Annotated in this window: 19 protein-coding genes and 1 pseudogene; 12 read left to right on the top strand and 8 right to left on the bottom strand. The window is 68.3% G+C overall.

Features of this window, described 5'->3' with window-relative positions; translation table 11 throughout:
• The first annotated feature begins 56 nt into the window (after positions 1 to 56).
• Positions 57 to 2,285, top strand: a complete 2,229-nt coding sequence (locus AGI3411_RS16665; RefSeq protein ID WP_129528480.1) for an NADP-dependent isocitrate dehydrogenase — start codon at positions 57 to 59, stop codon at positions 2,283 to 2,285.
• 99 nt (positions 2,286 to 2,384) lie between these two features.
• On the opposite strand, the gene AGI3411_RS16660 is transcribed toward AGI3411_RS16665, so the two are convergent.
• The 6 genes from AGI3411_RS16660 to AGI3411_RS16635 all read right to left on the bottom strand — a co-directional run bounded on the left by AGI3411_RS16660 (position 2,385) and on the right by AGI3411_RS16635 (position 7,198).
• Entirely contained in the window at positions 2,385 to 3,176 is a 792-nt protein-coding gene (locus tag AGI3411_RS16660) for an ABC transporter permease (protein ID WP_129528479.1), read from the bottom strand.
• Positions 3,167 to 3,790, bottom strand: a complete 624-nt coding sequence (locus AGI3411_RS16655) for an ABC transporter ATP-binding protein (protein ID WP_129528478.1) — start codon at positions 3,788 to 3,790, stop codon at positions 3,167 to 3,169. Before AGI3411_RS16655 ends, AGI3411_RS16660 begins: the two co-directional genes overlap by 10 nt.
• 26 nt (positions 3,791 to 3,816) lie before the next feature.
• Positions 3,817 to 4,569 carry an amino acid ABC transporter ATP-binding protein gene (locus tag AGI3411_RS16650; protein ID WP_129528522.1) on the bottom strand — a complete coding sequence of 251 codons (753 nt, stop codon included), beginning with the start codon at positions 4,567 to 4,569 and terminating at the stop codon, positions 3,817 to 3,819.
• A gap of 28 nt (positions 4,570 to 4,597) precedes the next feature.
• Complete coding sequence (locus tag AGI3411_RS16645; protein ID WP_129528477.1) at positions 4,598 to 5,251, bottom strand: amino acid ABC transporter permease; 654 nt, start codon at positions 5,249 to 5,251, stop codon at positions 4,598 to 4,600.
• Positions 5,252 to 5,378: 127 nt separating this feature from the next.
• A complete protein-coding gene (locus tag AGI3411_RS16640; RefSeq protein WP_129528476.1) occupies positions 5,379 to 6,170 on the bottom strand; it encodes an amino acid ABC transporter substrate-binding protein in 792 nt (263 codons plus the stop codon).
• 116 nt (positions 6,171 to 6,286) lie between these two features.
• Entirely contained in the window at positions 6,287 to 7,198 is a 912-nt protein-coding gene (locus tag AGI3411_RS16635) for a LysR family transcriptional regulator (protein WP_129528475.1), read from the bottom strand.
• 146 nt (positions 7,199 to 7,344) lie between these two features.
• On the opposite strand from AGI3411_RS16635, the gene AGI3411_RS16630 reads away from it, so the two are divergent.
• The 8 genes from AGI3411_RS16630 to AGI3411_RS16595 all read left to right on the top strand — a co-directional run bounded on the left by AGI3411_RS16630 (position 7,345) and on the right by AGI3411_RS16595 (position 13,835).
• The gene (locus tag AGI3411_RS16630; RefSeq protein WP_129528474.1) at positions 7,345 to 8,196 is read left to right on the top strand and encodes a transporter substrate-binding domain-containing protein; all 852 of its coding nucleotides are present in this window, start codon (positions 7,345 to 7,347) and stop codon (positions 8,194 to 8,196) included.
• Positions 8,197 to 8,207: 11 nt separating this feature from the next.
• Positions 8,208 to 8,888: an amino acid ABC transporter permease gene (locus AGI3411_RS16625; protein ID WP_129528473.1), complete on the top strand. Its 681-nt coding sequence runs from the start codon at positions 8,208 to 8,210 to the stop codon at positions 8,886 to 8,888.
• Entirely contained in the window at positions 8,878 to 9,540 is a 663-nt protein-coding gene (locus AGI3411_RS16620; RefSeq protein WP_129528472.1) for an amino acid ABC transporter permease, read from the top strand. The genes AGI3411_RS16625 and AGI3411_RS16620 overlap by 11 nt, the downstream gene beginning before the upstream one ends.
• A 28-nt stretch (positions 9,541 to 9,568) precedes the next feature.
• On the top strand, positions 9,569 to 10,528 hold the full coding sequence (locus AGI3411_RS16615; protein WP_129528471.1) for an agmatinase: 960 nt from the start codon (positions 9,569 to 9,571) through the stop codon (positions 10,526 to 10,528).
• On the top strand, positions 10,525 to 11,268 hold the full coding sequence (locus tag AGI3411_RS16610; RefSeq protein ID WP_129528470.1) for an amino acid ABC transporter ATP-binding protein: 744 nt from the start codon (positions 10,525 to 10,527) through the stop codon (positions 11,266 to 11,268). Before AGI3411_RS16615 ends, AGI3411_RS16610 begins: the two co-directional genes overlap by 4 nt.
• Positions 11,269 to 11,315: 47 nt before the next feature.
• The gene (locus AGI3411_RS16605) at positions 11,316 to 11,726 is read left to right on the top strand and encodes a RidA family protein (RefSeq protein ID WP_129528469.1); all 411 of its coding nucleotides are present in this window, start codon (positions 11,316 to 11,318) and stop codon (positions 11,724 to 11,726) included.
• Between the two features lie 10 nt (positions 11,727 to 11,736).
• Complete coding sequence (argE, locus tag AGI3411_RS16600) at positions 11,737 to 12,888, top strand: acetylornithine deacetylase (RefSeq protein ID WP_129528468.1); 1,152 nt, start codon at positions 11,737 to 11,739, stop codon at positions 12,886 to 12,888.
• Between the two features lie 122 nt (positions 12,889 to 13,010).
• Positions 13,011 to 13,835 carry a TlpA family protein disulfide reductase gene (locus AGI3411_RS16595; protein ID WP_129528467.1) on the top strand — a complete coding sequence of 275 codons (825 nt, stop codon included), beginning with the start codon at positions 13,011 to 13,013 and terminating at the stop codon, positions 13,833 to 13,835.
• Positions 13,836 to 13,855: 20 nt separating this feature from the next.
• On the opposite strand, the gene argC is transcribed toward AGI3411_RS16595, so the two are convergent.
• Complete coding sequence (gene argC, locus AGI3411_RS16590; RefSeq protein WP_129528466.1) at positions 13,856 to 14,788, bottom strand: N-acetyl-gamma-glutamyl-phosphate reductase; 933 nt, start codon at positions 14,786 to 14,788, stop codon at positions 13,856 to 13,858.
• Positions 14,789 to 14,916: 128 nt separating this feature from the next.
• Between argC and AGI3411_RS16585 the strand changes: the two are divergent.
• Positions 14,917 to 15,798: pseudogene (locus AGI3411_RS16585) on the top strand (LysR family transcriptional regulator); the annotation flags it as partial.
• A gap of 47 nt (positions 15,799 to 15,845) precedes the next feature.
• Here the strand turns inward: AGI3411_RS16585 and AGI3411_RS16580 are convergent.
• Positions 15,846 to 17,633, bottom strand: a complete 1,788-nt coding sequence (locus tag AGI3411_RS16580; RefSeq protein WP_129528465.1) for a chloride channel protein — start codon at positions 17,631 to 17,633, stop codon at positions 15,846 to 15,848.
• An 80-nt stretch (positions 17,634 to 17,713) separates the two neighbouring features.
• Between AGI3411_RS16580 and AGI3411_RS16575 the strand changes: the two genes are divergently transcribed.
• Both AGI3411_RS16575 and AGI3411_RS16570 read left to right on the top strand, forming a co-directional pair.
• Positions 17,714 to 18,166, top strand: coding sequence for a MarR family winged helix-turn-helix transcriptional regulator (locus AGI3411_RS16575; protein ID WP_129528464.1), 453 nt, complete (start codon positions 17,714 to 17,716; stop codon positions 18,164 to 18,166).
• Positions 18,167 to 18,259: 93 nt separating this feature from the next.
• Complete coding sequence (locus AGI3411_RS16570) at positions 18,260 to 19,420, top strand: HPP family protein (protein WP_129528463.1); 1,161 nt, start codon at positions 18,260 to 18,262, stop codon at positions 19,418 to 19,420.
• The last annotated feature ends 30 nt before the right edge of the window (positions 19,421 to 19,450 follow it).

Here is a 19,450-nt window from a genome sequence, read left to right as displayed (position 1 = left end):
CGCCGCATAGCATGTTCGGGTTTGCGCCTAGCGCCTGCCGAACAGATTCAAGGATCATGTCTCTTACTCCGAAGATTATCTATACCCTCACCGACGAAGCGCCGGCGCTCGCAACCCGTTCGCTGCTGCCCATCGTCCAGGCCTTCGCCAAACCCGCCGGCATCACGGTCGAGACCCGCGACATTTCCCTCGCCGGCCGCATCATCGCCGTGTTCCCGGACTACCTGGAAGACAGCCAGAAGCTGGGCGATGCCCTCGCCGAACTCGGCGCCCTGGCCGTCCAGCCGGAAGCCAACATCATCAAGCTGCCCAACATCAGCGCCTCGATGCCGCAGCTGAAGGCCGCCATCAAGGAACTGCAGCAACAGGGCTACAAGCTGCCCGACTACCCGGACGCCCCCGCCAACGACACCGAACGCGACGTCAAGGCGCGCTACGACAAGGTCAAGGGCAGCGCCGTGAACCCGGTCCTGCGTGAAGGCAACTCCGACCGCCGCGCCCCGTTGTCGGTCAAGAACTACGCCCGCAAGCACCCGCACAAGATGGGCGCCTGGGCCGCCGGCTCCAAGTCGCACGTCGCGCACATGAGCGAAGGCGACTTCTACGGCACCGAGCAGTCCGCGCTGATCGCCGACGCCGGCGACGTGAAGATCGAACTGGTCGCCGCCGATGGCGCCGTCACCGTCCTCAAGGACAAGACCCCGGTCAAGGCCGGCGAGATCATCGACGCCGCCGTCATGTCCGCCGCCAAGCTGACGTCCTTCCTGCAAGCCCAGGTCGACGACGCCCGCGCCCAGGGCGTGCTGTTCTCGGTGCACCTGAAGGCCACCATGATGAAGGTCTCCGACCCTGTCATCTTCGGCCACGCGGTCTCCGTGTTCTACAAGGACGTGCTGGCCAAGCACGCCGACCTGCTGAAGCAGGCCGGCTTCGACCCCAACAACGGCATCGGCGACCTGTACGCCAAGATCCAGAGCCTGTCCGCCGAACAGCAGGCCGCCATCACCGCCGACATCGACGCCGCCTACAAGACGCTGCCCGCGCTGGCCATGGTCAACTCCGACCGCGGCATCACCAACCTGCACGTGCCCAGCGACGTGATCGTCGACGCCTCCATGCCCGCCATGATCCGCGACTCGGGCAAGATGTGGAACGCCGCCGGCGAACTGCAGGACACCAAGGCCGTCATCCCCGACCGCAGCTACGCCGGCGTCTACCAGGCCGTGATCGAAGACTGCAAGGTCAACGGCGCCTTCAATCCGGTCACGATGGGCAGCGTGCCCAACGTGGGCCTGATGGCCCAGGCCGCCGAAGAATACGGTTCGCACAACAAGACTTTCGTCATTCCTGCCGCCGGCTCCGTGCGCGTGACCGACGCGTCGGGCAAGGTGCTGCTGGAGCAGGCCGTCGAGGCCGGCGACCTGTGGCGCATGTGCCAGACGAAAGACGCCGCCGTCCAGGACTGGGTCAAGCTGGCCGTCGCCCGCGCCCGCGCCAGCAAGACGCCCGCCGTGTTCTGGCTGGACGAAAACCGCGCCCACGACGCCCAGGTCATCGCCAAGGTCAAGCAGTACCTGAACGACCACGATACCAGCGGCCTGGATCTGCGCATCCTCAGCCCGGTCGAAGCCACCAAGTTCTCGCTCAAGCGCATCCGTGCCGGCCTGGACACCATCTCGGTGACCGGCAACGTGCTGCGCGACTACCTGACCGACCTGTTCCCCATCATGGAACTGGGCACCAGCGCCAAGATGCTGTCGATCGTGCCGCTGGTGGCCGGCGGTGGCCTGTTCGAAACCGGCGCGGGCGGCTCGGCGCCCAAGCACGTGCAGCAGTTCCTGGAAGAAGGCTTCCTGCGCTGGGATTCGCTGGGCGAATTCATGGCCCTGGCCGCCTCGCTGGATCACCTGGGCAAGGCGTATGACAACGCCCGCGCGCAGGTCCTGGCCAAGACCCTCGACCTAGCGACCGCCAAGTTCCTGGACGAGAACAAGTCGCCCGAGCGCAAGGTCGGCGGCCTGGACAACCGCGGCAGCCACTACTACCTGGCCATGTACTGGGCCCAGGCCGTGGCCGCGCAGACCGACGACCGCGAACTGGCTGCACAGTTCGCCGCCGCCGCCCGCGCCCTGGCCGACGGCGAGGACGCCATCCTGGCCGAACTGAAGGCTGCCCAAGGCAAGCCGCTCGACATCGGCGGCTACTACCAGCCGGACGAAGCCCGCGCCAGCCAGGCGATGCGTCCCAGCGCCACGCTGAACAAGGCGCTCGCCGCCATCGCCTAAACGGCGGCGAAGCAATGGAAAAGGCCGGCAGCCCTTTGTGGGGCTGCCGGCCTTTTTGTTTGCCGCGGCCTGGTTCGGCGCGCCCGCGTTCCGGTTGCCCTACCGCAGCTTGTCCAGGCGCAGCCTGCCGCGCTCGTCGGTAAGGCGCCGCATGGCCCCGTAGGCCGCGCCGATCGCCGCCATGCCGCTCGCGCCGCACAGCAGGAACATGAGCAGGATCTGGTACTTCGCGGCCTCTATCGGATCCATGCCAGCGATGATCTGGCCCGTCATGATGCCCGGCAAGGTAATGATGCCGGCGGCCGACATCTGATTGATGCTGGGCACGATGCCGCGCCGCACGGACTCGCGCAGCAGCGACGAGAACGCCTGCCGCGCCGGCGTGCCCAGCGCCAGCCGGGCCTCGATCGCCAGCTTTTCCCGGCGCACTCCGGACAGCATGCCGTCCAGCGCGAGGCTGGCCGCGTTGAGCACGCTGCCCAGCACGATGCCGATCAATGCGATCGTGTAGCGCGGGTCGTACCAGGGGTCCGGGCGCAGCGCCGTATTCAGGATGAACAGCACGGTAATGACCGTGGTTCCCGCCACCGCCATCGCCCCGACCCAGCCATTGCCGCCGCCGGCCAGCCTGGCCTTGGGACGCGAGGCCACCTCGCGGGCGGCCAGGGCCATCATCACCGCTACCACCAGCGCGGTCAGCCAGGGCGCGGCGTGCGCGAACACAAGGCGCAGGATATGGCCCACCAGCAGCAGTTGCACCACCGTGCGCGCCGCCGCCCAGAGAACCTGCCGCTGCATGTTCAGGCGCAGCGCGAAGGAAATTCCCGCGCTCAGCACCACCAGCAACGACGCCACCGCCAGATCCAGCGCCTGCAACCTGATCACGTCCATAGCGGCTCCAGCCTGCCCTGCTCCATGCGCCAGGAGCGGCGCGCCATGCGCTGCGCCTGGTCCGCGCTGTGCGTAACCATGAGTATGGCGGCACCGCCGTCCAGGTAGCGCCGCAATTCCGCCTCGACGCGCGCCGTCGCCGCCTGGTCCAGCGCGGCCGTCGGTTCGTCCAGCAGCAGCACGCGCGGATCGAGCGCCAGGGCGCGCACCAGCCCCAGGCGCTGGCGCTCGCCGGTGGACAGCTCGTTCACCAGCGCGTCCAGCTTGTCCTCGGGCAAGCCCAGCCGGCCCATGATGGCGGCCGCCTTGGCGCGGTCCGCGAAATGCGGCGCCACCTGGTCTTCCCACCAGCCGGCCTCGGCCTGGCAGTACATGACCTGGCGGCGCCATTCGAAGCCGCGCATGCGCGAACGCGGCCGGCCGGCCAGTTCGGCCTCGCCGTGGCCCGGGTCCAGGTCGGCGACCTGACGCAGCAACAGGGATTTGCCCGCTCCCGACGGGCCCATGACGGCCGCGCATTCGCCCGCGGCAAGGTCCAGACTGACGGGCAACAGCCGCGGGCTGTACAGCCCGCGCAGGCGGAGCAGCGGCTTGTCGGACGGAGCGGCGGGCATGGGCGGGTGTCGACCGGTCGCGCGGCTCAGAGCATATGCGCCAGGAACTCGCGGCTGCGCGCCTGCTGCGGCGCGCGGAAGAAGTCGGCCGAGGGAGACTCCTCGATGATCCGGCCTTCGTCCATGAAGATCACGCGATGCGCGACTTCCCGCGCGAACCCCATTTCATGGGTGACGACGAGCATGGTCATGCGTTCGTCGGCCAGTTGCTTCATGGTGCGCAGCACCTCGCCGGTCAGTTCGGGATCCAGCGCGGACGTGGGTTCGTCGAACAGCATGATGTCGGGCTCCATCGCCAGCGCGCGGGCGATCGCCACGCGCTGCTTCTGGCCCCCGGACAGGCGCCCCGGGTAGTTGTCGCGCTTGTTCAGCAGCCCGACCTTGCGCAGCAGTTCTTCCGCCTTGGGCACGATCTCCGAGCGCGCCATGCCTTTGACGGTGATGGGTGCCTCGACGACGTTCTGCAGCACGGTCATGTGCGGGAACAGGTTGAACGACTGGAACACCATGCCCATCTTGCGGCAGATGCGGCGCACGTCGGCGTCGCCTGCGTACTGGCTCCGGCCGCCGGCGACCGCCCGGGCCAGGGTCTCGCCCTCGACCTCGACACTGCCTTCGTCGATGGTTTCCAGGTGGTTCAGGCAGCGCAGGAACGTGCTCTTGCCCGAGCCGGACGGGCCGATCACCGCCACTACCTCGCCCTGCCCCAGCGTCAGCGATACGCGGTCGAGCACGCGGTGGGGCCCGAACGACTTGACGATGTCGCGCGCCTCGATCATGACGGGGCGTCCGGCAGCCGGCCGCGGGTTACTGGTCATATTTGGCATAGCGCTTTTCCATGTGCTGGAAGAACCACGTCAGAACCAGCGTCATGATGAGATAGAAGGCCGCGGCGACCAGGAACGGCGTGGTCGTGAAGTCGCGCTGCACGATGCCGCGCGCCGTGCGGAGGATGTCGTTGAGCGCCAGCACGTAGATGAGCGAGGTGTCCTTGACCAGCGTGATGGTCTCGTTGCTCATGGGCGGCAGCACGCGCTGCACCATCTGCGGCAGCACGATGCGGCGCAAGGTCTGCAGGTACGTCATGCCCAGCACCTTGCTGCCCTCGTATTGGCCGCGGTCCACCGACAGGATGCCCGCGCGGAAGATCTCGGCGAAGTAGGCGGCGTAGTTCAGCGCGAAGGCCACCACGGCGGCCGGAAAGTCCGGCAGGCGCACGCCCACCACAGGCACGAACGGCAGCGCGAAATAGATGAACAGCATCTGGAGCATCAACGGCGTGCCGCGCATGAGCCAGATATAACCGTTGACCAGGCGGCTCAACAGCTTCCATTTGGATATCCGCACCAGCGCCAGCACCAGCCCCAACGGGACCGCCAGCGCCAGCGTGATGAAAAACAGCGTCAAGGTGACTTTCGCGCCTTGCGCCAATGGCCCCAATAGGGAGAGTACGTAGTCCATGCAGTGGGTTCGCGCCGCCAGGGCAACAGGGAATCATGAGCAAGCCCGCCTGGCGCGCGCTGGCGCTGCGGCGGGCTGCGAAAACAGGGCGAGACGCCCGCGGCCGGCCGCGGGCGTCTCCTGCCGCTTACTTGATGATGTTGGCGCCGAACCACTGGGTGGCGATGCGGCCGGCGGTGCCGTCCTGCTTCATCGAATCCAGCGTCGTGTTCAGCTTGCCCAGCAGTTCGGTGTCGTCCTTGCGCACGCCGACGCCGTAGTCTTCCGTGCCGAAGTTCTCGTCCAGCACGCGGTATTCACCCGCGCGCTTGCTGATCAGGTAGCGGCCCACCACTTCGTCGACAACGATGGCGTCCAGGCGGCCGGCGGCCAGGTCCATCAGGGCCGTGACGTTATCGCCGAACTTCTTCACTTCCTTGATCTGCGCGGCCACCGGGTCCTTGGCGATGGCGTCCGTGGCGCTGCTGCCGTCCTGGGCGCCGACGACCTTGCCCGCCAGGTCGGCCTTGAGCTTCACGGGGGAAGCGTTGCCCACGATGATGATCTGATGGTTGGCCATGTACGGCGACGTGAAGCTGATGTTCTTCTTGCGCTCTTCGGTGATGGTCAGGCCGTTCCACAGCACGTCGACGCGCTTGCCGTTCAGCTCGGCTTCCTTGGCGCTCCAGTCGATCGGCTTGAATTCGACTTCCAGGCCCAGGCGCTTGCTGGCTTCCTTGGCCATATCGATGTCGAAACCGACGATCTGGTTGTTCGCGTCCCGGAAGCCCATGGGCGGGAAGTTGTCGTCCAGGCCGACGACGACCTTCTTGGCGGCGGCGGGCGCCTGCGCGCCGGCGGTGGGCGCGTTGTCGCCGGGGCCGCAAGCCGTGAGCATCGCGGTTGCGGACACGAGAAGAACTGCAGTCAGTTTTTTCATAGTTATGGGCGCCCGAGGCGCTGGAATGAAGAAAGCCGGGAGGCCGGTAAAAGCCGCGAGCCGGTATTTTAGCCTCCCCGCCGCCCTGAGGCATCGAGGCCCGCCGGCGCCGCTCGCTATTGCGGCGGGTGGAAACGCTCGAGCAGGCGCAGAAACAATTCCACCGCCCGCGAAGCGGGGCGCGAGACCTCCGTGATGGCGCAGATCGTGTTTTCGTACGCCGGCCCACCCGGCAGGCGCGTCAAGGCGTGGCGGCGCGACACCGAATCCGCGTAATGCTGGGGAAGCAGGCCGACGTAGTGCCCGGTCGAGACCAGTATGGCGATGGCCTCCAGTCCCGTGGCCTCGGGCCCGCGGGTGAAGCCATAGGCGCCCAGCGCATCGTGCACGAACGGATGGGTCCGGTATACCAGCGGCAGTCCGCGCGCGTGGCGCACGCTGCCGCGGGCGGCGAAGATCCGGTGCCGTTCGATGAACAGGCGCTGGTAATTGAACCCGCTTTCGCGCCGGTACATGCCGCGAATGGCAACCTGGACCCGCCGTTCGCGCAGCGCCTGATCCAGGTCGTTGAACGTCATGACGGTGAGTTCCACCTTGACGTCCGGTGCCTCTTCCCGCAAGGCCGCCAGCGCCACCGGGATGTGGCAGGCGGCGTCGGTGATGACGTGCTCGACCATGCCAATGGACAAGGTTCCCGACAGCACGCCGCGGATCGCGTCGATCTCGGGGCGAATGCGTTCCAGCGACTTCAACGCGTCGCGCGCCAGTTCCAGCGCAACCTTGCCCGCCTGGGTCAGCTCGAAACCGGACGGCCCGCGGTCGCACAGCCGCACGCCCAGCGTTTCCTCGACCTCGCGCACATGCCGGCTGATGGACGCCTTGGACATGTGCAACTGCTTTTCCGCCGCGGCGAAGCCGTTGGCCTGCGCCACGGCGCAGAAGATGCGCAGCGAGCGCAGGTCGCGTTCGGTGAACTCGGGACGGGACAAGATCGTTTCTTTTTGAAAGGTATCGGTTTTTGAAACCATACCACTAAAAAAATCATTTTTAACAACCCATTGTGGCAGATACAGTTTGCCCAGCACTGGTGCCAAGGGGCGAAGACCCCGGCGGCGGCTCTCCGGAGACCCGCCGGCCCAGCGCGGCAACCATGACGACATACAAGGGAAAAATCATGCAGAACCTGTCCAGAAGGCGTTTTGTCGCGACCACGCTCGCAGCCGGAGCCACGCTGGCCCTGCCCTCGCTGGCATTCGCCGAGGGCGGCTCGCTGGCCGATATCAAGAAGCGCGGAAAGCTGACGGTGGGCACCGAGGCCGCCTACGAACCGTTCGAATTCGTCGAAAACGGCCAGGTGGTCGGCTACGGGCACGACGTGCTCCAGCTGATGGCCGCCAAGCTCGGCGTGCAGCTCGAACAGATGAACCTGCCGTTCCAGGGCCTGCTGCCGGGCCTGATGTCGCGCAAATTCGACTTCGTCGCGACCAGCGTGGGCATCACCCCGGAACGCGCCAGGCGTTTCGCCTTCACCCAGCCCGTCGGCGTGGTCCGCTCGGTGCTGATGGTGCGGGTGGACGATGGGTCCATCAAGCAGGACATGGACATCGCCGGCAAGATCATCGGCACGCAGATGGGATCGTCTTCCCAGCCAGTCGCCGAGGAGTTCGAAAAGCGGCTGAAGGAGAAGAACGGCAAAGGCTACGCCGACACCAAGCTGTTCCAGGCCTATCCCGACGTCTCCAACGCGCTGGCCAACAAGACGGTGGACGTGGCGCTGATGCCCTCGAACATCGCCGCCGTCCAGATGCGCAAGCAGCCCGGCGCGTTCCGCATCGCCGGTGAAATCGGCCAGCCCAAGCTGCTGGCCTGGGTCGCAAACCCGAAAGACCTCGAAATCCGCCAGTTCATCAACGATACCTTCGACGAACTGCGCGCGAGCAGCCAGCTGCTGGAGCTGCAGAAGAAGTGGTTCGGCGCCCCCATGGACACGCCGCGCGCCAACTATCTGCCTGACGGCGCTATCTGAGCGGAACCCCCATGCTGGAATGGCTGAATCAGAACGGCGCGCTCGCGCCGTTCCTGCACGGCGTCGTCTCGGGCACGGCGATCACCCTCGCGGCATCCGTGGCTGCGTTCGCCATCGGCACCGGGCTGGGCGTCGCGCTGCTGTTGGCGCGCCTGTCTCCCTACGGGCCGCTGCGCGGGCTGGTCATGCTGTGGGTCAGCGCCATCCGCGGCACGCCCGCGCTCATCCATATGCTGATCGCCTACTACGTGGTGCCGCCCGTGTTGGGAATCTCGGTATCGCCGCTGGCGGCCGGTATCGGCGCGCTGGCCTGTAACACCAGCGCGTACATCGTGGAAATCCTGCGCGGCGCGCTGGGCACGCTGTCGCCCGGCCAGGTCGCGGCGGCGCGGGCGCTCGGCATGCGCCGCCGGCAGATCTGGCGCCACGTCTTGCTGCCGCAGGTGTTCTATCGCGCGATCCCGCCGCTGACCAGCGAACTCACCATCCTGCTCAAGGCCTCTTCGCTGATGTCCATCATCGCCGTGCCGGAACTGGCCACCGTGGCCCGCAACGCCACGCTGCAAAGCGACCTGCCCCTGCAGGTGTTCACGGTGACGGCCGCCGTGTACTTCATCATTCTTTTCTGCCTGTCGGCCGCCTCGCGCCTGTGCGAGCGCCGCGTGTCGAGGATGCTGCCCAATGCCCATTGATTTCTCACTCGTCGGGCAATCCGTTCCCGTCCTTCTCAAAGGCTTGCGGATCACAGCCCTGGTCAGCCTCATCGGGATACCGCTGGGCATCCTGATCGGCACGCTGGCGGCCTACGCCGCCCAATCCCACACGCTGCTGCGGCCCGTGGCGCTGGCCTACGTGGAGCTGGTGCGGAACATCCCGTACCTGATCCTCGTGTACCTGTCGTTTTTCGGGCTGCCCAAGCTGGGCGTGCCGGCCTCGGCCATGTCGGTCGCCATCGGCTGCACCGCCTTCTACACCGGCGGCTATTTCTGCGAGGTCCTGCGCGCCGCGCTCAAGAGCGTGCCGCGCGGCCAGAGCAGCGCGGCCCTGTCGCTGGGCATGACCTACTGGCAGACGCAGCGCCACATCGTCGTGCCCCAGCTGTTCGGCTTCCTCATCCCGCCCACCACCAGCCTGGTCATCATGATGTTCAAGGACTCGGCGATTTTTTCGGTGATGAGCCTGCCGGAAATGACCTACCAGAGCAACCTGCTCACGGCCAACACCTTCGCCTATCTCGAAGTGCTGGGCACGACCGCGCTCATCTACTGGCTGTGCAGCGTGCTGATGGCCGGCGCGGGACGCCGCCTGGAAACCCTGGCGCGCCGCGGCGCGCGCCAGGCCTGACCCTTCACCCCCCAAAGGAAACGAGAACATGAGCACCTATACGGTCCCTCCCCGCACCGGCCACCCGACCCTGCTGTATTCCACGCTGGCGCTCGACCTGGACAATCTGCAGGCCGACATCGCCGTCCTGGGCATGCCTTACGGCTCGCCCTACTCGGCCGCCGACTTCAGCAACGACCAGACCAATGCGCCGACGGCGATCCGCCAGGCCACCGACCGCGTCGTGCGCCGCCCGGGCCACTACGATTTCGACATCGACGGCCCGCTGCTGCAGGGCCGGGAGGACATCCGCTTCGTGGACTGCGGCGACATCATCCCGGACCTGTCCAAGCCGCGCGGCGAACACTACGAACGAGCCGAGACGGCCGTGCGCCGCATCGCCGCGGCGGGCGCCGTGCCCATCGTGCTGGGCGGCGACCACGGCATCACGACGCCCATCCTGCGCGGCCTGGACCAGAAGGGCCCGATCACGCTGGTCCACATAGACGCCCACCTGGACTGGCGCGACGACGTCAACGGGGTGCGCGACGGACTGTCCAGCCCGATCCGCCGCGCATCCGAAATGGCGCATGTGGACCGCATCATCCAGATCGGCCTGCGCGCCCAGGGCAGCGGCCGGCCCGAGGAAATGGAGGCCGCGCGCGCCTACGGCGCCGAGCTGGTCACCGCCTACGAACTGCACGACATCGGCATGGACGCCGTGCTGGAGCGGATTCCCGACGGCGGCAACTACTACCTGACGATCGACGCCGACGGCATGGACCCGACCATCATGCCGGCGGTGGCGGGCCCGGCGCCCGGCGGCGTCACCTTCCTCCAGGCCCGCAAGCTGATCCACGGGCTGGTGCGCAAGGGCCGCGTAGTGGGCATGGACATCGTCGAGATCCAGCCCGAGAAAGACCTGAACCAGATTACGTGCATCACGGCGGGCCGGCTGATCCTGAACCTCATCGGCGCCTCCATCCGCGCGGGGCACTACGACAAATGAACGCGCCCGCACCCATCATCGAGATCCGCGGGGTGGACAAGTACTACGGCGCCCACCACGTGCTCAAGCAATGCTCGACCCGCGTCGACAAGGGCGAGATCGTGGTGGTCTGCGGGCCGTCGGGCTCCGGCAAGTCCACGCTCATCAAGACCGTCAACGCGCTGGAGCCCATCCAGGGCGGCGACATCCTGATCGACGGCGCCTCCGTAACGGCAGCCACCGACCTGCCCAAGCTGCGCACCAAGGTCGGCATGGTGTTCCAGCACTTCGAGCTGTTCCCCCATCTGGACATCCTGCGCAACCTGACGCTGGCGCAGCAGATCGTGCTGGGACGGGATGTCGGCACCGCGCGCGGCAAGGCCGGCGCGCTGCTGGAGCGCGTCGGGCTGTCGGCACATGCGGGCAAGCATCCGGGGCAGCTATCGGGCGGTCAGCAGCAGCGCGTGGCCATCGCCCGCGCGCTGTCGATGGACCCGATGGCCATGCTGTTCGACGAGCCGACCTCCGCGCTCGACCCCGAAATGGTCAATGAGGTGCTGGACGTCATGGTGGAACTGGCCGAAGAAGGCATGACCATGATGGTCGTGACGCACGAGATGGGTTTCGCGCGCCGCGTGGCGAACCGCGTGGTCTTCATGGAGGACGGCGCCATCATCGAGGACAGCCCCACCGACCGCTTCTTCCGCGACGCCGCCAGCCCGCAGGCCCGCCGCTTCCTTTCCAAGATTCTTCCCCATTGACGCCCGGGCGGGCGACCGCCCGGCCCCCCACCCATCAGGATCCAGACATGGCCCACACCCGCATCCGCAAATTCAATACGCGCGAAACCTATCCCGAACAACGGCTGGACAACGACCTGTGCCAGGCCGTGGTCGCCGGCAACACGGTATTCCTGCGCGGCCAGATCGGCCAGGATCTGGATACCCGGGAATCGGTAGGCGTGGGCGACGTCGCCGCCCAGGCCGAAAAAGCCATGGCCAACGTGGCGATGCTGCTTGAGGAATGCGGCAGCGAGCTCTCCCACATCTGCAAGCTCACCGTCTATCTGATCGACGTGCGCTACCGTGAAGAGGTCTACAACGTCGTGGGCCGCTGGCTCAAGGGCGTATTCCCTGTTTCCACCGGCATCATCGTTTCGGCGCTGGCCCGGCCGGAATGGCTGGTCGAAATCGACGTCACCGCCGTCATTCCGGGCTGAGGATCGCGCCATGCCGACTCCCTCCGAGGCGCTGCTGGCGCGGCTGGTCGCCTTCGACACGGTGACGCTCACGCCCAACCTGGCGCTGATCGAAGCCGTGCGCGACCTGCTGGCCGCGCACGGCATCGCTTCCACCCTGGTGCGCAGCGACGACGGCACGCGCGCCAATCTGTATGCCTCGGTCGGCCCGGCGGGCGTGCCCGGCGTGCTGCTGTCGGGGCACACGGACGTGGTGCCCGCGGCCGGGCAGGCCTGGACCCTGCCGCCCTTCGCGCTGACGGCGCGCGACGGCCTGCTGTACGGCCGGGGCACGGCCGACATGAAGGGCTTCGTGGCCTGCGCGGTCAACGCCATGGTGCAGGCCAGCGGGCGGACGCTGCGCCGGCCGCTCCAGCTGGCGCTGTCCTATGACGAGGAAATCGGCTGCGTCGGCGTGCGCCGGCTGCTGGAGGTCATGGAAATGGCGCCCGGCCGGCCCGCGTTGTGCATCGTCGGCGAGCCCACGTCCATGCGCATCGCCACCGGCCACAAGGGAAAAGCGGCCCTGCGCGCCCTCTGCCTGGGGCTCGAGGGCCATTCCGCGCTGGCGCCGCGGGCGCTGAACGCCATCCACCTGGCCTGCGACCTGGTCGGCGCCATGCGCGCGCTGCAAGATGACCTACGGGCCCGCGGCGCGCGCGACTCCGCCTACGAGGTGCCCTACGCCACGGTCCACGCCGGCTGCATCCACGGCGGCCGCGCGCTGAACATCGTGCCCAACGAATGCGTGGTCGATTTCGAGATCCGCCACCTGGCGCAGGACGATCCGGCCGTCCTGCTGGCTCCGCTGCGCCAGGCCGCCGACGACATCCGCAAGCAGGCCCGCCTGCATGCGCCCGCCGCGGACATCCGGATCGAAGAGGTCAACGCCTACCCGGGCCTGGACACGCCCCTCGCCAGCGAGGCGGTGCGTTTCGTCGAATCCCTGCTGCCGGCCGGCGCCGCCAAGACCAAGGTCGCCTTCGGCACCGAGGGCGGGCTGTTCACCCGTCACCTGGACGTTCCCGTGGTCGTGTGCGGCCCGGGCTCGATCGTGCAGGCCCACAAGCCGGACGAATACATCTCCCGCGCGCAACTGGCCGAGTGCGATGCCTTCATGCAAAGGCTGGTGGCGGCGCTGTAGCCGGGCCATGCTAGGCTTGCCGGTCGATTCACGACACGACCGGCAGCCATGGGCATCGATATCGACCGCAACGACACAGGCCGCGCGGCGGCCAGGACCGCCGCGCCCGGCAAGGACGGCGCATGAGCCCGGCCATCCGCATCGGACCGCTGGTTTTTCCCACCGAACTCGCGGTGCTGGCCGCGGCCGCCCTGGCCGGGCTGCTGGCGGCGCGCCTTTTCGGCCGCGCACGCTCCGCCGAACTCGGCACGGTGCTCTGGCGGGCCCTGATCATCGGCCTGGCCGTGGCGCGCCTTGCCTTCGTCTGGCAATACCGCGAACACTATCAGCCCAACCTGCTGCGGATCCTGGACCTGCGCGACGGCGGCTGGACCGGCATGGCCGGCCTGGGCGCGGCCTGGGCCTATGCGCTGCTGGCGGCGATCCGCCGCAAGGCGCCGCGGCCCGCGCTGCTTGGCGCGCTTGCGCTGGCCAGCGCCGTCTGGATCGGCGGCGGCCGCTGGCTGGCGCCCGCGCCCGAGGCGCGGCCTGAACTGGCCGCCCTGGCCCTGCAGCAGCTGGATGGCTCGCCCGCCACCCTTGCCGCGTTCCAGGGCAAGCCCACGGTGATCAATCTATGGGCGAGCTGGTGCCCGCCCTGCCGGCGCGAAATGCCCGCGTTCGCCGCGGCGCAGGCGGCGCATCCCGACGTGAACTTCGTCTTCCTGAACCAGGCCGAATCGCCGGAGGACATCGCGCGCTTCCTGCAGCGGCATGCGCCGACGCTGCGCAACGTGCTGGTCGACCCCGCTGGCGAGGCGTCGCGCGCGATGAGCAATCGCGGCCTGCCCGCCACGCTGTTCCTGGACCCGCAGGGACGCCTGACCGGCCTACGGGTCGGCGAGCTGTCCACGGCCTCGCTGGCCCAGCGCCTGGAAGCGATCCGCACGCCCGGCGCCGGCAGGTAGCCGGCCCGGGCCTGCCGGCGTTACCCCATCGCGGCCAGCATCAGGTCCAGGTTCTGCACGGCCGCGCCGGACGCTCCCTTGCCCAGGTTGTCGAACACGGCCGTCAGCAGGACCTGGCCATATTGCGCATTGCCGTATACCGCGAGGCGCAGATCGTTGGTGCCGTTCAAGGCCTGCGGATCCAGGTGCGTGTGCCCCGCCGCGTCCTCGGGCGCCACCACCTGCACGTGCGCCGCGCCGGCATAGTGCCGATGCAGGCATTCATGCAGGCGCTGGCCGTCCACGCCCGCCGGCAGCAGGCGCAATTGCAGCGGCACGGTCAGGACGATGCCCTGGCGGAAGGCGCCGTACGCGGGCACGAAGACCGGCCGCGCCGTCAGGCCGGCGTGCCGTTCGATTTCCGGCGTGTGCTTGTGCGCCAGGCCCAGCCCATAAAGCTGGAACGCCGGCCCCTGCGGTCCGCCGGGCCCTTCGTAGGCGTCCACGCTGGCGCGCCCACCGCCCGAATAGCCCGATACCGCATGCACCGCCACCGGGTAATCGGCCGGCACCAGGCCTGCCCGGACCAGCGGGCCCAGCAGCGCGATGGCGCCGGTGGGATAGCAGCCCGGGTTGCTCACGCGCAGGGCCTGCGCAATCAGCCGGCCCTGGTCCGCATTCATTTCGGGAAAGCCGTACACCCATCCCGCGTCCGTGCGATGCGCCGAACTGGCGTCGATCACGCGGACCGCCGGATTCACGATGGAAGCCGCCGCCTGGCGCGCCGGCTCGTCGGGCAGGCACAGGATCGCCACGTCGCAGGCGTTGATGGCCTCGGCGCGGCGCTGCGGGTTCTTGCGTTCGGCCTCGGGCAGCGTCACCAGCTGCAAGTCGGCTCGCCCGTGCAGGCGTTCATGGATCTGCAGGCCCGTGGTGCCCTGGTCGCCGTCGATGAAAACAAGAGGTTTGGTCATGGCGCGATCTTCCTGGATCAGAGAGGTGTGCGGATGGCAGACGCCATCATCGATCGATACGCGACATAACAAAAGTCGAATATCATGATCGTTCAATTCAGTTCTACTGAACGATCGATCGAGACCCCATGCGTGAAATCAGCCTGGACCGCCTCCGTACCCTCGTCGCCATCGCGGACCTGGGCTCCTTCGCCGAGGCCGCCCGAGTCCTGCACCTGGCCCCGCCCACCGTCAGCCTGCACGTGGCTGACCTGGAGGAACGCATCGGCGCGCCGCTCCTCACCCGCAAGCGCGGCCAGATCCGCGCCACGCCCATCGGTGAAACGCTGCTCGAGCGCGCGCGCCGCCTGCTGGCCGAGGCCGACCAGGCGCTCGATGACGTGCAACGCCAGGTACAGGGCCTGGCCGGACGCGTGCGGCTGGGCGCCTCGACCGGCGCCATCGCCCATCTGCTGCCGCAGGCCTTGGAAACACTGGGACGCCACCATCCCGGCATCGACGTGCAGGTCGCCGTGCTGACGTCGCAGGAAACCCTGCTGCGCCTGGCCGACGGATCCCTGGACGTGGGGCTGGTGGCGCTGCCGCAGCCGCCCCTGAACGGCCTGGTGCTGCGGCCGTGGCGGCGCGACCCGGTCATGGCCTTCCTGCCCGCCAGCTGGCGCGCGCCCGCGCGCATCGCCCCGGCCTGGCTGGCCGAGCGGCCCCTGATCCTGAACGATGCCAGCACGCGGCTGTCGCGCCTGACGGCCGAATGGTTCGCCGCCGCCGGCCTGAATCCGCGCCCGCGCATCCAGCTGAACTACAACGACGCGATCAAAAGCCTGGTGGCCGCGGACTACGGCGCCACGCTGCTGCCGCACGAAGCCACGGCGCCTCAGCCCGATCCGCGCATCATCATGCGCCCGCTGCGGCCCGCGTTATGGCGTCCGCTGGGGATCGCGCATCGCGCCGGACAGGTCGAGCGGGCCACGCAGCATGTGCTGGACGTGCTGTGGCAATTGCGCGCGGCCAATCCGCGCGATCCGGGCGTGGGCGGGCAGCCCGAGGCTTCCGGACGTCAGGCGCCCGAAGGCGGCGGCCGGCGGAAATAGGCGGTGCGCTGGCTTTCTTCGCGCAGCCGGCGGGCGCGCGACCGGAACAGGTCCTTACGTCCGACGATGCCCACCAGCCTGCCGCTCTCCCGGTCCAGAATGGGCACCCGGCCCGCGCCCGACAACGCCATGCGGTCCGCGATCTGGCTGGCCAGTTCCTCGGGATAGCCGTAGACCAGATCGCGGCCTTCCAAGGCATCGGCCAGGGTCCGCTCATGCTGGCTGCCGTCCAGCGCCCAGGCCAGCGTGTCCGCGCGGGTCACTTCGCCCATCACCTGTCCCTGGTCGTCCAGCACCGGATAGCTCGTGTGGACCGGTTGCGCGGTCGTGAAATGCTCGATCGCCTGCCCCACCGTCCAGCCTTGCGGCAAGGTTTGCACCGGCACGGTCATCACGTCGCGCACACGCAGCAGGTCGAACGGGTCCACCCGGTACTCGCGGCTGATGTGATGGCCGCGCCGGGCGATCTTCTCGGTCAGGATGGAACGCTTGAGCAGCAGGACCGTCACGCCGTACGCGAACACGCAGGCAGCCAGCACCGGCAGAAGCGCACCGACGTCGCCGGTCAACTCCACCGCGAACAGCGTTGCGGTGAGCGGCGCCCGCATGGTGCCGCCCATCATGGCGGCCATGCCCAGCAGCGCCCAGAAACCGGCATCCGCCTGCGGCAGCAACGGGGTCGCCAGGGCGCCCAGCGCGCCGCCGAAAATGAGCAACGGCGCCAGCACCCCGCCGGAGGTTCCCGATCCCAGCGCGATCGACCAGATCAACACCTTGACGACCAGCAGCAGCAACACGGCCTGGAATGCCAGGTCGCCCGCCAGCAGGTGGCGGATATTGTCGTAGCCCACGCCCAGCGCGGCCGGGTCGATCAGGCCGCCGATACCGATCGCCAGGCCGCCGAAGGCCGGCCACCACATCCAGTGCAGGGGCAGTTTCTCGAACAGATCCTCGGCGGCATACACGAGCGACGTCAGCACGCCCGATCCCAGCCCCGCAATCACGCCAACGGCGGCGCAGGCCAGCAGGTGCGCGGGGGTGAACGCCAGCGCGCCCGAGTAGGCGAAGATCGGCCCGGCATCCAGGATGTAGGCGCGCGCCGCCGCGGCCACGAGGGCGGCCATCGCCACCGGCAGGAAGCTGCGCGGCTTCCATTCGAACAGCAGCAGTTCCACCGCCAGCAGCACCGCCGCCAGCGGCGTGGAGAAGATCGCCGTCATGCCCGCGGCGGCGCCCGCCACCAGCAGGGTCTTGCGCTCGCCGTCGTCCAGGTGAATTGTCTGGGCCAGCAATGAACCGATCGCGCCGCCGGTCATGATGATGGGGCCCTCCGCGCCGAACGGGCCGCCGGTGCCGATCGACACGGCCGACGACACCGGCTTCAGCACCGCCACCTTGGGCTGGATGCGGCTCTTGCCGATCAGAATGGCTTCCATGGCTTCCGGAATGCCATGGCCGCGGATCTTCTCCGAACCGTAACGGGCCATCAGGCCGATGATGAGGCAGCCGACGACGGGAATGGCGACGGACGCAAGCCCGAGCTGCCCCGTGGTGATGGGCTGGTCGACGAAGGAGAATTGGCCGTGATAGGCCAGGTTGGTGCACAGCGCGATCAGGCGCAGCAGCACCCAGGCGGCCACGACGCTGGCCAGGCCAACGGGGATGGCCAGTCCCATGAGCAGGACGACACGCTTGTCGGTAGTGAAATCGCCCAGGCGCAGCGCGCCCCGGGCAGCAGAAGAAGTGGGTGGCATGTTTGGAAAACGGGGAGATATCCGCAGGAATTTGCGGTGCATCAATATATCGTAGCACGACATATATTAGAATCGACCGGGTGAGACAACCCCCATCCCCTACGAGCCTCTCTGCCGCGGACTACGAACTGCTGGCCGATTTCCGCTACGCGCTGCGCCGTTTCGCGGTTTTCAGCGAAGGCGCCGCGGCCAGCCTGGATCTGATGCCGCAACAGCATCAGGCACTGCTGGCGATCAAGGGCACCCGCCAGGGCGCGCCCGGCCGCCGCGGGCTGTACGTGGGCGAAATCGCCGAGCGCCTGTTGATCCGTCCGCACACCGCCGCCGAACTGGTCGGCAGGCTGGCGCGCCTGGACCTGGTCAGCCGCGAGCCCGACCCCGAAGATGGGCGGCGCGTGGAAGTGGTGCTCACCCCGAAGGCCGAGCGCGTGCTGGAAGACCTGTCGGCCTCGCATCTGGAAGAATTGCGCGCCATGCGTCCCCTGCTGACCCGCCTGCTGGGGCGGATCGGTGAGGAACCCTCCCGCTCCTGACTGCAGCGGGCGGCATAAGCTTATGCTGCACCGCAACGCTTCACATGCTAAATTATCGCCCCGCGACATAATTGAAGTCGCGAGGAGATCGTTTTGGGTGTTGCAATCAAGCGCTGGCTGGGCTCGTTCGCGCCAGCGCCGGTGGGCGTCAATGGACGCGAAAAGCTGTTTGGCGCGCTGGGCGCGCTGCTCGGGCTGTTCTGCACGGAATGGGTGGGCCGGCACGCGCTGGGCGACGCCAGCCCCTGGTTCATCGCCCCGATGGGCGCCTCGGCCGTGCTGCTGTTCGCCGCGCCCGCCAGTCCGCTGGCCCAGCCGTGGTCCCTCATGGCCGGCAACCTCATCTCCGCCCTCATCGGCGTGTTCTGCGCCCAGTTCATTGCGCTGCCCGGCGTGGCAGCGGCCGCGGCGGTGGCCCTGTCCATCGGCGCCATGTTCTCATTGCGCTGCCTGCACCCGCCCAGCGGCGCGGTGGCGCTGACCGCCGTGCTGGGCGGGCCGTCCGTCGCCAGCCTGGGCTACGGCTTCGCCCTGTGGCCGGTGGCCCTGAATTCCCTCATCCTGCTGTGCATCGCCGTGGTTTTCAACGGCGCGCTCAAGCGCAACTATCCGCGCCGCCATGCCGACACGGCCGGCGGCCACAACACCCGCGATCTGGCTCCCAGCGCCCGGCTGGGCTTCAGCCTCACCGACCTGGACGAGGCGCTGAACCAGCGTGGCGAGCTGCTGGACATCAGCAAGGAAGACCTGGAAGAGATCGTGCTGGCGGCCGAACTGCGCGCCAGCGTACGCCGCTTCGGCGACATACATTGCGCGGACATCATGTCGCGCGACGTGGTTACCGTGCGCGCCCACGATCCGCTGGATTACGCGGTGCGCCTGTTCGACAAGCACCGTCTGCAGGCGCTGCCCGTGCTGGACGACATGGGGCGCTACGCGGGCATGATCGCCCAAGGCGACGTGCTGGCGCGCCGCAACCGCCTGGCCACAGTGGCCACGGATGCCACGGGCGTGCCGGACCTGCTCGTGGCCGACTGCATGCGCAGCGAGGTGCCCTTCGCCACGCCCGGCCTGCCCGTCATCGAACTGGCGCGGCCCATGTCCGACAGCCTGCACTGCGTACCGGTGCTGGATGAATCGCGCGGCCTGGTGGGCCTGGTGACGCAATCGGACCTGGTCGCCGCGCTGTACCAGATCGCCGTGTCGGCCAGTTCCCAGGCGGACGACCCCGGCTCCCAGAAACTGGCAGCCTGACCGCCCGCCCTCCGTAGCCTTACGGATTCC

Origin of the sequence: Achromobacter agilis (assembly GCF_900496965.1) — a bacterium.
GTDB lineage: Bacteria > Pseudomonadota > Gammaproteobacteria > Burkholderiales > Burkholderiaceae_B > Achromobacter > Achromobacter agilis.
This window is presented reverse-complemented; position numbering and strand designations above follow the sequence as displayed.

Coding starts and splice junctions, on each gene's coding strand:
- argE (WP_129528468.1), top strand. CDS start 11,737: ATGCCGACTCCCTCCGAGGCGCTGCTGGCGCGGCTGGTCGCCTTCGAC.
- AGI3411_RS16645 (WP_129528477.1), bottom strand. CDS start 5,251: ATGGACTACGTACTCTCCCTATTGGGGCCATTGGCGCAAGGCGCGAAA.
- AGI3411_RS16630 (WP_129528474.1), top strand. CDS start 7,345: ATGCAGAACCTGTCCAGAAGGCGTTTTGTCGCGACCACGCTCGCAGCC.
- AGI3411_RS16625 (WP_129528473.1), top strand. CDS start 8,208: ATGCTGGAATGGCTGAATCAGAACGGCGCGCTCGCGCCGTTCCTGCAC.
- argC (WP_129528466.1), bottom strand. CDS start 14,788: ATGACCAAACCTCTTGTTTTCATCGACGGCGACCAGGGCACCACGGGC.
- AGI3411_RS16655 (WP_129528478.1), bottom strand. CDS start 3,790: ATGCCCGCCGCTCCGTCCGACAAGCCGCTGCTCCGCCTGCGCGGGCTG.
- AGI3411_RS16640 (WP_129528476.1), bottom strand. CDS start 6,170: ATGAAAAAACTGACTGCAGTTCTTCTCGTGTCCGCAACCGCGATGCTC.
- AGI3411_RS16620 (WP_129528472.1), top strand. CDS start 8,878: ATGCCCATTGATTTCTCACTCGTCGGGCAATCCGTTCCCGTCCTTCTC.
- AGI3411_RS16650 (WP_129528522.1), bottom strand. CDS start 4,569: ATGATCGAGGCGCGCGACATCGTCAAGTCGTTCGGGCCCCACCGCGTG.
- AGI3411_RS16605 (WP_129528469.1), top strand. CDS start 11,316: ATGGCCCACACCCGCATCCGCAAATTCAATACGCGCGAAACCTATCCC.
- AGI3411_RS16580 (WP_129528465.1), bottom strand. CDS start 17,633: ATGCCACCCACTTCTTCTGCTGCCCGGGGCGCGCTGCGCCTGGGCGAT.
- AGI3411_RS16635 (WP_129528475.1), bottom strand. CDS start 7,198: ATGGTTTCAAAAACCGATACCTTTCAAAAAGAAACGATCTTGTCCCGT.
- AGI3411_RS16615 (WP_129528471.1), top strand. CDS start 9,569: ATGAGCACCTATACGGTCCCTCCCCGCACCGGCCACCCGACCCTGCTG.
- AGI3411_RS16660 (WP_129528479.1), bottom strand. CDS start 3,176: ATGGACGTGATCAGGTTGCAGGCGCTGGATCTGGCGGTGGCGTCGTTG.
- AGI3411_RS16595 (WP_129528467.1), top strand. CDS start 13,011: ATGAGCCCGGCCATCCGCATCGGACCGCTGGTTTTTCCCACCGAACTC.
- AGI3411_RS16610 (WP_129528470.1), top strand. CDS start 10,525: ATGAACGCGCCCGCACCCATCATCGAGATCCGCGGGGTGGACAAGTAC.
- AGI3411_RS16665 (WP_129528480.1), top strand. CDS start 57: ATGTCTCTTACTCCGAAGATTATCTATACCCTCACCGACGAAGCGCCG.